The sequence below is a fragment of the Actinoplanes sp. NPDC089786 genome (genome assembly GCF_040684855.1).
Classification (GTDB): domain Bacteria; phylum Actinomycetota; class Actinomycetes; order Mycobacteriales; family Micromonosporaceae; genus Actinoplanes.
The window spans coordinates 19,956-33,297 of the sequence record NZ_JBFBGU010000023.1 but is presented as its reverse complement, the minus strand read 5'-3'; the positions used below and the strand labels follow the sequence as shown (position 1 = coordinate 33,297).

General features: G+C 69.5%; 11 protein-coding genes and 1 tRNA gene. 4 read left to right on the top strand and 8 right to left on the bottom strand.

Annotation, left to right across the window (positions count from 1 at the left end):
- The 4 genes from AB0O15_RS39340 (at position 1) to AB0O15_RS39325 (ending at position 3,570) form a co-directional block, all read left to right on the top strand.
- A complete protein-coding gene (locus tag AB0O15_RS39340; RefSeq protein ID WP_364330226.1) occupies positions 1 to 741 on the top strand; it encodes a class I SAM-dependent methyltransferase in 741 nt (246 codons plus the stop codon).
- Between the two features lie 189 nt (positions 742 to 930).
- On the top strand, positions 931 to 1,881 hold the full coding sequence (locus AB0O15_RS39335) for an S-4TM family putative pore-forming effector (RefSeq protein WP_364330223.1): 951 nt from the start codon (positions 931 to 933) through the stop codon (positions 1,879 to 1,881).
- Positions 1,882 to 2,026: 145 nt separating this feature from the next.
- Complete coding sequence (locus AB0O15_RS39330; RefSeq protein WP_364330220.1) at positions 2,027 to 2,266, top strand: hypothetical protein; 240 nt, start codon at positions 2,027 to 2,029, stop codon at positions 2,264 to 2,266.
- A 107-nt stretch (positions 2,267 to 2,373) separates the two neighbouring features.
- On the top strand, positions 2,374 to 3,570 hold the full coding sequence (locus tag AB0O15_RS39325) for an HEXXH motif-containing putative peptide modification protein (RefSeq protein WP_364330218.1): 1,197 nt from the start codon (positions 2,374 to 2,376) through the stop codon (positions 3,568 to 3,570).
- A 20-nt stretch (positions 3,571 to 3,590) separates the two neighbouring features.
- Here AB0O15_RS39325 and fxsT read toward each other — a convergent pair whose 3' ends face one another.
- The 8 genes from fxsT to AB0O15_RS39285 all read right to left on the bottom strand — a co-directional run bounded on the left by fxsT (position 3,591) and on the right by AB0O15_RS39285 (position 13,300).
- Positions 3,591 to 7,901: an FxSxx-COOH system tetratricopeptide repeat protein gene (gene fxsT / locus AB0O15_RS39320; protein ID WP_364330215.1), complete on the bottom strand. Its 4,311-nt coding sequence runs from the start codon at positions 7,899 to 7,901 to the stop codon at positions 3,591 to 3,593.
- 296 nt (positions 7,902 to 8,197) lie between these two features.
- Positions 8,198 to 8,280 (bottom strand) — tRNA-Leu (locus AB0O15_RS39315).
- 102 nt (positions 8,281 to 8,382) lie between these two features.
- A complete protein-coding gene (locus AB0O15_RS39310) occupies positions 8,383 to 9,972 on the bottom strand; it encodes a methyl-accepting chemotaxis protein (RefSeq protein ID WP_364330212.1) in 1,590 nt (529 codons plus the stop codon).
- Positions 9,973 to 10,049: 77 nt separating this feature from the next.
- Complete coding sequence (bcp, locus tag AB0O15_RS39305) at positions 10,050 to 10,514, bottom strand: thioredoxin-dependent thiol peroxidase (protein ID WP_364330209.1); 465 nt, start codon at positions 10,512 to 10,514, stop codon at positions 10,050 to 10,052.
- Positions 10,511 to 11,476: a hypothetical protein gene (locus AB0O15_RS39300; protein ID WP_364330207.1), complete on the bottom strand. Its 966-nt coding sequence runs from the start codon at positions 11,474 to 11,476 to the stop codon at positions 10,511 to 10,513. Before AB0O15_RS39300 ends, bcp begins: the two co-directional genes overlap by 4 nt.
- Positions 11,473 to 12,186, bottom strand: coding sequence for a thioredoxin domain-containing protein (locus AB0O15_RS39295; RefSeq protein ID WP_364330204.1), 714 nt, complete (start codon positions 12,184 to 12,186; stop codon positions 11,473 to 11,475). Before AB0O15_RS39295 ends, AB0O15_RS39300 begins: the two co-directional genes overlap by 4 nt.
- Complete coding sequence (locus tag AB0O15_RS39290; RefSeq protein ID WP_364330201.1) at positions 12,183 to 12,674, bottom strand: MauE/DoxX family redox-associated membrane protein; 492 nt, start codon at positions 12,672 to 12,674, stop codon at positions 12,183 to 12,185. Before AB0O15_RS39290 ends, AB0O15_RS39295 begins: the two co-directional genes overlap by 4 nt.
- A 77-nt stretch (positions 12,675 to 12,751) precedes the next feature.
- Positions 12,752 to 13,300: a sigma-70 family RNA polymerase sigma factor gene (locus tag AB0O15_RS39285; protein WP_364330199.1), complete on the bottom strand. Its 549-nt coding sequence runs from the start codon at positions 13,298 to 13,300 to the stop codon at positions 12,752 to 12,754.
- Positions 13,301 to 13,342 lie beyond the last annotated feature (42 nt).

Genomic DNA, 13,342 nt, shown 5'->3' with positions numbered 1-13,342 from the left:
GTGGATCGACAACGGCTCAGCAGCATCGCGCACTCGCACCACCCGATCGCCGCGCCCATCTCCGGGGTGAACGTCAACCGCCTCCTGCGCCGCGCCGGCCGCGGTCCGGCCGCGCGCATCCTCGACCTGGGCTGCGGCGAGGCGGCCTGGGCGATGCAGGCGCTGGCCCACTACCCCGACGGGGTGGCCGACGGTATCGACCTCAGCCCGTACGCGCTGGAGCGGGCCGCCGAGGCCGCCGCCGTCCGCGGCCTGACCGAGCGCCTGACCCTGCACGAACGGGATGCGAGCGGCTACGTGCCGGACGGCGACTACGACCTGGTCATGTGCGTCGGCATGACACATGTCTTCGGAGGCCTCGGCGAGACGATCGCGTCGGCCGGCCGGCACGTGCGCCCGGACGGCGTCCTGCTCGTCGGGGAGCTGTTCTGGGCGTCCTCACCGACCCCCGATCTGACGACGTTCTTCGGCGAGCTGACCGACCTGGCCGGCCTGGCCGACGCGGCCGAGGGGAGCGGCTGGACCCCGATCTACGTGCACGTGAGCGACCAGGCCGAGTGGGACACGTACGAGTGGTCGTGGGTCGGCTCGCTCACCGAATGGGCATTGGACAACCCCGGTCACCCCGACGCCGCGGACGCCCTGGACGAGGCCCGCAGCCACCGCGAGCAGTGGCTTCGCGGCTACCGCGGCATCGCCGGCTTCGCGACGATGGTGCTGCGCCGCGTCGAGAAAGTCTGATGTCCGCCGGGATACCGACGTCGACCGCCCGGGCCTGCTGGTCTCGATCGCCATGGTCGCGATGATCGACTGAGGCGCTGGCCGATCCGGCCGACATCACCGGTTGGCGTGAACGGCCAGTACCTAAGCCATCACTCCTCGTGCAACCATGACGCAAGGCGGCTGGGATGTTCGAGCGGTGCGGGGTTGATGATGCGGGCCGAGCGGCGAATCGATCTATTGCAGAACGACGCTCGGTCCGTCGTGCTGCTGCGCGCGATCGCCGTGACGCATCGCAACGTGCAGCGGGTCCAGGCGATGAGCCTCGCGATGTCCTTGGTGATCGCCGGGTCCGGCATCGTCGCCCGGATCACCGATGCCGGCCTTTCCGCGGTCGCCGTCGCCGGAACGCTCTGGGCCGCGCTGTATGCGCTGGTCCTCGCCCCGTCCGCCCGGCGTTATCTCCGAACCAGCGCGACCCTGCAGGAGTTGTTGGACACGACCCTGTTCAACCTTCCGTGGAACAGCGTGCTCGCCGGTGATCCGCTGTCCGAGGAGGAGGTCAGCCGGCTCAGCCGGCGGTACCGAGGCGACCAGAAGCCGCTGCTGGACTACTACCTGGTCTCGACGGCGGGGTGGCCGTACGACGTGCTCTTCTGTTTCGAACAGAACCTGGCCTGGGGGTCGAGGGTCCGGCGTCGCCTCGCCGACGGGCTGATCGGTCTCGCCATCGCGTGGTGCGTGGGCGGCGTGGCTGTCGCGTTCGCGACCGAGGCGACCGTGACGGCGCTGGTCAGCTCGTGGCTCATTCCGTCGCTCGGTCTGCTGCTGTTCTGTTCGGACCAGGCTCGCGCCCAGAACGCGGTCACCCAGGAGCGCTCCCGCGTCCTCGGCCTCGTCCGGGCGGTGATCGACGACCCGACGTCATCGCATCTCGCCGACGAGGCCGAGTTCACCCGGTTCGCCCGTCAGGTTCAGGACTCGCTGTTGCTGGCGCGCCGGCAGCAGCCGCGTACGCCGCAATGGTTCTTCCGGCTGTTCCATGACGACGATCTGAGCGACTTCCGCTACAAGATGCGTGCCCTGGAGAAGAGGATCACCGCGGCTGATCTTGACTCCAGATTGGACTCACAGTCACATCGTGATCGCTTCCAGTTATGAAATAATGACGGTCGTCAACGTGTCGTCGCCGGAGGGTGCCGTACCGAGTCGCCTCGCTGGAGCGGCTGCTCACCGCGATGGTTCACCGGACCTGGTCTGACGATCTCAGATCGACGTCCGCTCATTTTCCCAGGGAGGCCCACCCATGCCCCACCGCGAGGAACCGTCAACCAGCGCGGCCTCCGACGAGGAGACGGATCAACCGGTGGTGATCGCCGACGTCTCCGGCATGACGATGCTCGAGCTGCTGCAGTGCGAGGACGCGAAGGTCGTCGAGGGCGCTCGGCGGCTGGTGGCCGACTATCTCGTTCTGCCCGTCACCTCCAGTTGGAGCAGCTTCCTCGATCCAGGCGCGCGGCCCGTCGAGAGCCGTGAGGACTCTTGATCCAGCCCCACGCATTGCCGGTCGGGTCCTTTGATCAGCTGGCGAGCGGACGGTGCGACGCCGGCGCCGTCGAACGCATTCGCGCGGCCCAACACAGCAAAGACCTCTTGCTGGCCAGTCATGTGCTGCGAGATCTGCTCGGCGACGACCCACGAGTTCTCGGCGTGGCCGAGGTTCTCTCGCGGGCGCAGTCGAGGTCGCCGGTCCGGGCGGCCGAGACGTTCCGCCGAGGATGGCTCGGAAGCTGGGCCAGCCGATGCCTGCACTCGGGGCCGGAACGGACGGCTACTGCCGACGACGTCAGCGCCCTGGGGAACCTGGCCGCGGCTGCGGCCCTGCGAACGGGCGTCGACGCTTCCGTCGATGTCGCCATTCGCGCCGGCCGGATCCACCTGCCGACCATGGGTTCGGCGACGGTCGACCAGTCCGCCGGGACCGACGGGACGGCGACGTTGATCGTCCGGCCGGGACGCCCGAGGCTGATCAACGACGGCGGTCATGAGGAAGACCTTCCGATGGGCGATGATCCCCGCTGGATGAGCTTGCGCGAGATCCGTCTCGGTTCGGGCCGGCGATCCCTGACGCTGACCATCGACGATCTCGACCCGACCCGTGACTGTTTCGTGAGCCGACCGGCCGACCGGTTGACGCCCGAGGCCGTCCGGTTGTGGTGGTCGCGTGGTGAGCTTGCCTGGTCGCTTCTGCGGAATCACGCGCCGGAATCGAGCGAGCTGACCGCGCGCTGGACGGACACCTTGGTTCCGTTGGAACCCGCCGCCGACGATGCCAATCTGAGCATCAGCTCGCGTGCCGCCCTCGGAAGTATCGCGTTGAGCCTGCCCGCGGGCCCGGTGGAGTTCGGGGCCTGCCTGGTACACGAACGAGCTCACTCCATGTTGAACGGCATCCTGCTCTTCTGGCGGCTCGCGGATCCGGCCGCGACGGCGACCTACTTCGCGCCATGGCGAAGAGATCCGCGACCCATTCTCGGCGCGTTGCACGGCATCTACGCGTTCACCGCGGTGGGCGAGCTGTGGCAGCAGCTGCTGGCCGTGCCCGAACTCCGAGGCGAGGCGGCCGGCCAGCTCGCCCGCCGGCGCGTCCAACTTCGCGCCGCGATCGAGGCCGTGACCCGCTCGCCCGAACTGACGCGGGCCGGGGAGGCCCTGGTCGCCCACTCCCGCCGGCGGGTCGAGCGGCTGGAGGCCGTCGAGCTGCCCCACGAGCTGGGTCGCCGTGCCGAGGATGAGCTTGTGCAGGCCTACGACGCGTGGATGCTGCGCAACTCGGCGCCGAGGGGATAGGCCGGGTCACGCGACGCGACCTAGCTGGGCGGCGGCTCGATATCGAGCTCGGCGCGTTCCCCGCCGCCGATCTCGGTCACGATCGGATGCTCCGGATGCAGGACCTCGCGGAGCTGCACACGGGCCTTGAGCAGCAGGTCGCTGCCGGTCGAGTCGCCGGTCGCCTGGAGATCGATCGCGGCGTTGACCGCGGTCAGCAGCGTCTCCGGATGGCCCGGACCGAAGAATCGCTCCGCCCGTTCGTACGTGGCGACGGCCAGATCACGGGCTGCCGCGGATTCGCCCGCCTCGGCGAAGGAGTTGGCCAGCCCGGTCGCCGCGGCGAAGGAGTACGGGTGGTCGTCCCCGAACACCTGGCGGGCGAGCGCGAGGTTGCTTTCGGCGAGCCGGCGTGCCTCGGCGTTGTCGTCCCGCAACCTCCGCAGAATGATGGCGAGGTTGATGCTGGCGGCGAGGGTGAGGGCATGGCTCGAGCCGAACAGCCGTCGATAGCGCTCAACGGTGTCGCGAGCCATGCTCCGCGCCGTCTGCAACTCGTTGCAGACCCGCAGGGCGTTGGCGAACGTGAGTGCCGCGGACAGGCTGTGTTCGTGGTCCTCGCCGAAACGCGCGCGGTGATCGTGGTAGTTCTCCCGGGCGCTGTCCCGGGCATCCGCGTAGGAACCCGTGCGCCGCAGGGCGATCGTGATGGCTCGGGCGGCCATCAGCACGGCCGCGTGCCGGGCCGACAGCAGGTCTCGGTAGATCGGCAGACCCCGGCGCTGGAGTTCGAGCGCGGCCGAGTATTTCCCGAGTCCGATCAGGTCCCGCGTCAGGTTGGTCAGCGACTCCTGAGTGGAAACGTGGTTCTCGCCGAACCGATCCCGTCTCTTGTCGAAAAGGTCGCGGTCGATCTGCTCGGCCTGGGCGAAGAGGCCGAGGAACCGCAGGTTGACCGCGAGGTTGCTCCGCGCCCGGAGGGTGCTGTCGTCATCCGGCCCGAAGGTGATGGTGTGCAGCTCGACGTTGCGTTCGTCGTGCTTTCTGGCGGCGGCGTAGTCGCCCAGAATGCGAAGGTCGTTACTGACGTTGTTGGCCGTGTACAGGGTGTGTTCGTGGTGCTCGCCGAAGCGCTCGGTGTCCTCGGTGAGGATCCGGAAGACGTGTTCGTCGAGGTCCCGGGCCGCCTGGGATTCGCCCAGCAGCCGGAAGGCGTTGGCCAGGTGACGACCGGCGATCAACGTGATCTCGTGGTCGGAGCCGAGTGGGTCCTGCGGATCGGTCCACGCCTCGTAGGCGAGCATGCCGAGCCGGCGGCTGGCCTCGTAGTCGCCGATCGTGAAGAGGTACCGGATCTGGTCCAGAACGACCGTGCGTGCGTCCGGCGACACCGCGCTGATCAGTTCGGCGGCCAGGATGTGCGGGCCGATCTCCTTATGGGCCCGGCGGGTCTGGATGTCATCCGGCTCACCCGGGTTGGCCGACGACAGGATGTTCTGTACGTTCCGGCGGGCCTGCCGTAGCCGGTCCTCGACCAGTTCTTCGCGTAGCACTCGCTGAACCAGGCGGTGGACCTGGAGCCGCTGCCCTTCGGAGTCGGTGATCTTGACAAGGCCGTAGGCGTTCACCCGGCGGATGGCGCGGTTGAGGTCGATCTGGTTGCGCAGCGCCGCGGAGAGGTCGTCCGACAGATCGGCGAGCCGGCCACTGCGCAGGACGGAGACGGCGACCGGTTCGGCGCCGAAGAACGCGAACGCCTCGAGCAGCTCGGCGGCTCCGGGGGCCTCCCGGCGCAGCTGCTGGACGGCGAGCTTCACGATGGCGAAGACGGTTTCCGGGTACGCGACCGGCCGGCCCTCGGAGAGGAGCTGCTCGATGTTGCGGTCGAACAGTTCCAGGTACTCCGGCACCGGCATCTTGGTCTGGGCGTTCCAGATCGCCGCCTGCTCCAGCGCCAACGGAAGGTCGCCCAGCTTCTCCGCCAGCCGGTCGGCATCCTCGGGGCTGATGTTCTGCCCGTGTCGTTGCAACAGTTCGATGCTTTCCTGGCGTTCGAAGATGTCGACCTCGATGGAACCGCTGTCCGTCGCGAACTCGGCGGTATTGCGCGAAGTGATGATCACATGGCCGCTGCCGGCCGGCGGCACGATGCCCGCCAGATTCGCCCGGTCGGTGACGTTGTCGTAGACCAGGAGCCAGCGCCGATCGCTCTCCGGCGCGGCCAGGGCTTCGAAGAGCAGGCTGATGGTCTGCTTGACCTCGTCCCCGGCCGGCAGGTCGAGGCGGGTCGCGAGTTCGGCCAGCGTCTGGCGAACCTGGGCCGGATCCTCGGCGGGGATCCACCAGATCAGGTCGTACTCGCCGGCGTGTCGATAGACGTACTCCACGGCCAGCTGGGTCTTTCCCACGCCGCCCAGGCCGTGCAGCGTCTGGGGCACGACCGCTGCGTGCTGCCGGGCCAGCAGAGTCGCGGTGAGCCGCTGCAGGAGAGTCTCGCGACCGGTGAAGTTGGGGTTCTTCGACGGCAGGGCGGGCCCAAGGATGAGCCGGCGTTGATTCGCTCGGGAATCGTTGGGCGCATCTTGCAGCGGGCCGGCTGTGGTTCGCGCGTTCACGGTGTCTCCCGGCTCTGGATTATCACGGGGCAGGCTACGTGGTAGGACTAATCGGGACGTATCACCCGGGGGTGATGGTCTCATCTCCTGAGATGAAGATCCCGTAAGTTCGCTCATTGATCCGGCGGCGAACCGCTCGGAGATCTGGCACAGACGTGCTCGCAGGACAGACTGACTCACCTGCAGACGACGTTCCGCACACTGGTCCAGCCACTCGTGCATACGGTGCGAGGCGACGCCGCCGACCAGATGGGCGCAGCGGTCGACCAGCACCATGGACCGGGGCATCTGGTCGTGCGAGGTGCCGTCGCCGATCAGTTCGCCCACCTTCGCCATGACGGTGGCATGGTCCGGCCGGCCCGGGCCGGGGGCGGCTCCGGTCACGTCGTCGTAGGCCATGGCCAGAACGGCGACATCGACGTCGGACAGCAGGCTCAGCGCCGCTTCGTGGTCGGACCGGCTCAGGCGGTCACCGTCGTGCGGGGTTCCGGCGAGGATTTCCGGCGCCGTCACCGTGGGCCACGAGGTCGGACGATGCAAGGGGCGGGTCGATGCGGGCAGATAGTGGTTGTGAAATTGAAGGAATCTGCGTCCGGCATGCGCCGCCAGGCGGAAATACCACCATCGTCCGCGTGGAGTCAGGTTCTCATAGCAGGCGAACAGCATGGCGCCGGCGAGGACGGAGAGCAGGAATTGTGATCGCCAATCGCCCTGACGCATGATTTTCAGCGATTCGTAGCCGGCTTCGTGAATGGTGTTCAGGGTCGTCCTGAGGTAACCGGTGAGACGAGGTGATCCCGCCGTCCAGGGGTGCAGGACGAAATCGAGCAACGCGTCCTGCTCCTCCATCCGGAGTTCGTCCACCGTCTGGGCGATGACCGACAGCATGAGCGTCACCGGGTCGCGGCTGAGGGGCGCGTCGGCCTCGAAGGTCGACAGATCGACCAGCCGGAAGTTCTCCGCCTGTGGCTGGTCCCGCTCGACCGGGACCAGGACGTTCTCCAGATGGAGATCGCCGTGTGACGCGCCGGTCGACACGTCGAAGGTGATGGCGCCGCCGATCCGGCCCGCGGCCATCAACACCGGATTGGGCAACGGATTGGTGCGGTCGCTGCCCTCGAGGAACCAGGACGTGTCCTGTTCGAACAGTCCCAGAGCGGTGGCCCAGTCATGAATCGAGCCGCCCCCCTCCAACGCCCCGTGCAGTTCCCGATCCAGGAAGCCGGCCGTCGTCATCTCGACGGACCGCACCACGTGGGGGGCCCAGTCCCGGAGGACAGATTGGACGACGATTCCGCACGTCTTGTCGAAGTGCACGTCGGGCACCTGGGTCAACGGGGTCAGCCCGAACGTCGCTCCGGCGACGTCCTGGAACATCAGGTGGCCGCCATCCCCGACGGGGTAGGGGTCGAACGGTTGGTCGACGAGGTGGTCCGTGATGAAGGCCGCGGCCGAGGCGGCCTGCGCTCGTCGATGGGCCGCCGGCTCACGGGCGTAGACCCCGGCCGGGCAGACCTTCAGCACCAGTTTGACGTCGGCTCCGCCGGGCTGCCGAACATTGATGGCGGCCAGCTTGGCGCCGGTGTAGCCGCCGGCCCGCCAGACCGGTCGCGTCAGCCGGACGGCACGGCCGTTGGCCTCGGCCCAGCGCGACAGGGCGGATGCCGCCGGCCCGCCGAGCACGCGGGCCAACTCCTCCTGCTCCGGGTGCGCTGTGCCGGACAATATCGACCTCACCGAAGTTCGGATTGATGATCCGTTGGTCATGGACGGGGTGGAGAAAGGACTTCATGCCGTCCGTCCACCGTATCGACGCCAGGAGGTGTGGGTCCAGCCGCGACAAATTGTCCGTAGCCCTATTTTGGTTGATCGAATAAGACGCGGCAAATGCTCGTCCGGTCAACAAGATCTCGACCTCTGCGCGCCGGCCGGGTCGGCGACGGGATCGGTCCGCACGACCGACCCCGGATGAGGGACATCGATCTCGTCGGGCCGCGGACCGCGTCACCCGCGACCCGCGGGCTCCACCCACGTGCGGAAGGGGGGACTCGAACCCCCACGCCCGTTAGGACAAAGGCTCCTAAGACCTTCGCGTCTGCCATTCCGCCACTCCCGCGTTCCGGTGAGTGTAAACACTCCTCGGCGGACGTATGTACAGGCCACGGCGGTCGCCTCGCGGATCGGGCCGCGTGACGACCGCCGTGGGTCTGTGGTGTTTCTAGAAGCGGAACATCGCCAGGCTCCGGCTGATGTCGCTCGCCACGCGGGAGAGTTCGTCGGCCGCCGCCTCGGTGTGGGCCGCCGCGCCGGTGGTCTCGGCGGCCGCCTCGGCGACCGCGGCCATGTTGGTGGAGATGTCGGCGGTGCCGGCCGCGACCTGGGACACGTTGCGGCTCATCTCGTCGGTGGTCGCGGTCTGCTCCTCGACCGCGGCCGCGATCGCCGTCTGGGTCTGGTTGATCTGGTCGATCACGGCGCCGATCTCCGCGATCGCGGCGACCGCGGCGGCCGAGTCGGTCTGGATCGCGCCGACCCGGGTCCGGATGTCCTCGGTGGCCCGGGCCGTCTCGCCGGCCAGTTCCTTCACCTCGCCGGCGACGACCGCGAAGCCCTTGCCGGCCTCACCGGCCCGGGCGGCCTCGATGGTGGCGTTGAGGGCGAGCAGGTTGGTCTGGCCAGCGATCGACGTGATGATCTTGACGACCGAGACGATCTCGGCCGAGGACGTACCCAGCTTCTGCAGGATGTCGCCCGCCTCGCTGGAGATGCGGACGGCCTTGCCCGCCACCTCGGCCGCGCTGTTGGCACTGCGCGCGATCTCGCCGATGGAACTGCTCATCTCCTCGGCGCCGGCCGACACCGTGGTGATGTTCTGGCCGATCTGGCTGGACGCGGCCGACACCGTGCCGGCGCCGGACGCGGACCGGCCGGCCGAGGCGTTCATCTGCCCGGCGACCGAGGTGAGCTGCGTGGCCGACGAGGCCAGCGTGGTCACGTTGTCGCTCACGTCACGCAGGGTGCCGGTGAGCCGGTCGAGGGCGGTGTTGAGGGCGTTCGCCATCCGGCCGACCTCGTCCTTGCCCTCGACGTCGAGCCGCTGGTCGAGCCGGCCCTCGGCCAGGCCCTCGAGGACCTCGACGGTGCGGCGCAGCGGCCGGGACATGGCCCGGCTGACCAGCAGGCCGAGCAGCAGGGCGATCAGCAGCGCGCCGCCGATCAGACCGCCGACCAGCAGCTTGGCCCGGTCGGCGGCCCGCTGGGCCAGCGTCATGTGGTGGGCGGTGTCGGCGTCCTCGGCCATGGCCAGGGAGTTCAGCGCGGTGGTCATGGCCTCGGCGAGCGGCTCGGCCAGGCTGCCCTGCGCGGCCAGGTAGGCGTCCATGTTCGCGGCGCGACCGGCCGTGAACAGCTTGTCGTTGCGCACCTTGCGGTAGTCGGCCAGCGCGGTCTCGAACGTGCCCCGCTGCGCTGCCTGCCCCTCGACCCCGCTGGTCCGGTACTGGGCCCAGGTGCCGTCGATCTCGGCGTCCTTGCGCTTGATCGCCTGCTCGATGTTGTTGGCGTCGGCGGCCGGCGAGTGCAGGATCAGCGACCCGCTCAGCACCCGCAGCTCCTGGACGTCGGAGCGCACCTCGCCGAGCAGGTCGGCGGCCCGCAGGTTGTCGCGGCCCACCTCGGACAGGCGGTCGTTGGCCGCGTCGACCTGGATCAGGCCGGTCGCGCCGACGCCGATCATCAGGAGGCACAGCACACCGAAACTGACGAGCAGTTTCTGCGCTACCGGCAGATTGCGAAGCAGGGCTGACATCACGTTTCTCCGGAAGGTGGCGGGGCGGGTGCACCGCACCTATCGGCAGTTGCCGCCGGGACGTGAGGGAAGACAGGTCAGTCGATGCCCAGATCACGCCGCAGCTTGGCGACGTGCCCGGTGGCCTTCACGTTGTACATGGCCCGGTCGACGGCACCGTCCTCGTCGATCACGAAGGTCGAGCGGATCACCCCGGTCACCGTCTTGCCGTACAGCTTCTTCTCGCCGTACGCCCCGTACGCCGTCAGCACGCTCTTGTCCTCGTCACTGACCAGCGGGAACGTGATCGCGTCGCGTTCGCGGAACTTGGCCAGCTTGGCCGGGGAGTCGGGGGAGATGCCGATCACCTCGTAGCCGGCCGCCTGCAGCGAGGCCAGCGAATCGCGGAAGTCACAGGCCTGCTTGGTGCACCCGGGGGTCATCGCGGCCGGGTACGCGTACAGAACGACCTTGCGCCCCCGCAGATCCTTCAGCGCCAGGCGGTCGCCGGAGTCGGTGGGCAGGGTGAAATCGGGGGCGGTGTCGCCGTGGCTGAGGCTCATCCTGCGACCTTAGCCGTGGCGCCGGGCTGGTGACGCAGCCGCATCATGCCCTGGACGACCAGGCCCAGGCCCCCGCCGATGGCCAGCGTCACGGCCGTCCGGGCGATCCAGGCCGGCCCGGCCACCGGGACCACGGCCTGCTGGAGGACGCCGAGGTCGATGAGGCCGCCGAAGACCGCCACCACCGCGCCGGCCAGCGTGGTCAGGAACGCCGACCGGGTGAGGAAGGCCGAGGCCAGGCCGATCAGCCCGGCCGCGTAGGTCACCGTCGGCGCGGGCGCGTCCAGGGTGCGGAGGATCGCGTACGCCAGGAGCGCCGCCCCCGCCACCGGCCCGGCCGCGACCGACCACCGCCCGGCCGCGGCCACCGCCAGCATGATCGCCACCGCGCCGGCCCACCACAGCCATTCCGGAGGCGGCGGCAGGTAGTCGAGGGTCCCCTGGATCCGCAGCTCAGTGGTCTCCTGGCGGAGCGGGACGACCCAGTCGCGCAGGTGATGTCCGCGGTAGGGCTCGGCCGTCGCGGCCGGCGGCAGGCCGTCACCGGTCCAGTGCGTGCGCTGGTCGTGCCAGCGCACGGTGAGGTCGCCCGAGACGCGTCGCCATTGCGGGGGTGCGGCCGGGTCGGCGGCCGCCGGCAGCGGGGTCTCCCCGGCCAAGGTCTGGTTGAGGTACGTCGCCGGCGAGTGCACGTTCTCGTACGTGCCGTCCGGTCGCACCTCGAGATAGGGCTCGCCGGAGTAGCCGAGCACCTCGACCGTGCGCCCGGTGTCGTTGGTCAGCTCGAGCCGTGCGCCCGCCTCGATCGCGGTCACCACCAGGCCCGGCACGGCCGGGGCGAGACCCGTCACCTCCGTACGGAAGGAGGTCGCGTCGGGGGTGTCGCCGCCGTGCGCGAACGCCGGGGCGGGCAGCAGCACCACCCCGGCGACGACCGCGACCGTGAGGAGAGCTCGTCTCACCCGACCGCGCTCGTGATGGCCTGGGGGGTCGGGTTGGACAGCCGCTTGCCGTTGACCAGAACGGTCGGTGTGCCGGTGACGCCGCGCTTGGACGACTCGGCGGTGACGTTGGTGGCCCACCCGCTGTACTTCCCGTCGGTGACCGCGGCCGCGAATTTGTCGCCCAGCCCGGCCGACTTGCCCAGCTCGATCAGCTTGGCGTTGTCGAGGCCGTTGCTGCCCTCGGTGGGCTGGTTGTCGAAGAGCACCTGATGATATTGCCGGAACTTGCCTTCCTCGGCGGCGGCGGCCACGGCGCCCGCGGCCCGCGTCGAGTACTTCGTGCCGTTCGACTTGTCGTCGAGGATCGCGATCGGGTGGTAGCGCACGGTCACCTTCTTCGCGTTGACCAGCTGCGTCAGCGTGGCCCCGGACTGGTTCTCGAACTCGTGGCAGATCGGGCACATGAAGTCTTCGTACACATCGATCGTGACCGGGCCGTCGCCCACCGCGAACGCCGTGCCGTTGTCGACCGTGCCCGGCGGGACGGCGGCGTTGCTCGTGTCGGAGCGCTGGCCGGCCAGCACGCCCCAGCCGATCAGGCCGGCGATGAGCAGCACCCCGACCACCGCCACCGTGGTCCACAGCGTGACGGTGCGGCGTTTGTCGGCCGCCTTCTGCTGCTCGACGATCCGCTTGGCGGCCGTCCGCTGCTTCGTGCCCTTGCTCATCGCGTACCCCTCATCAACAAACCGTCCAGCGAGAACCGTGTCCGCGGACGCCACACCAACAAACCCGCCAGCGCCAGGAAGCCCACGTCTCGCGCGATCTCCCAGCCGTACGCCGGGCTCTCGCCCGCGCCCAGGTCACCGCCCTGGCTGAAGCAGCCGCAGTCGATCTGCAGGCCGCGGGCCCAGGCCGAGACGATCCCGGCGATGAAGATCACCATCAGCAGCCCGCCGATCACCGCGGTCAGCCGCGTGGCCAGGCCGATCAGCAGCAACAGGCCGAGCGCGATCTCGAGGAACGGCTGGACGGCGCCGACCACCTGGGCGGCCTCGAACGGCATCAGCCGGTACGCGTTCACCGCGCGACCGGACGCCGCCAGGTCGGACACCTTGAGCCCGCCGGCGATCAGGAAGACCGCGGCCAGGCCGAGCCGAGCCACCGTCGAGACCCACGGCCACACCGCGGTCCGGCGCACAGCAGTCACCGTCATCACGTTCCATTAGTCGGCGGGGGCGCCGCCGCGGTTCCGTGATTTCGGCTGGGGGTTTCCTGGGGTCTTCTTGTGAGTCAGCTGGCCTGGGCGTCGGCCACGGCCGCGGCCAGGTCGTCACGCGCGCGGGCCACCCGCGAGCGGATCGTGCCGACCGGTACCTCTTCGATCTGGGCCGCCTCCGCGTACGACATGCCCATCACCTGGGTGAGCACGAACGCGGTGCGGCGCTCGGGGCCCAGCCGGCCCAGCAGATCGGCGGCGCTCAGCCGGCCCGAGGAGTCCGGCGCGGGCATGTCGGTGTGGGCCTGGGCGGTCAGGCGGGCCCGCAACCGCCGGCCGCGCACCACCGTGCGCAGGTGATCGGCGCAGGTCCGGCGGGCGATGCCGAGCAGCCACGTGCGTACCGAAGAACGCCCCTCGAAGCGCGGCAGCGCCTGGAACGCGCGCAGAAACGTCTCCTGCGTGAGGTCGTCGGCGACGCCGGGATCGACCAGCGCGGCGGTGAAGCGCCAGACGTCGGCCTGGGTCGCGCGGACGAACGCGGCCTGTGACCCGGCGTCGCCGGCACGCGCCCGGAGCGCGAGGACAGTGGTCTCGTCCAGACCGTTTTCAGCCGGGGTCACGACCCGAGATCGTACGCGGGGCGAAACTGGCAGGCGTACCCA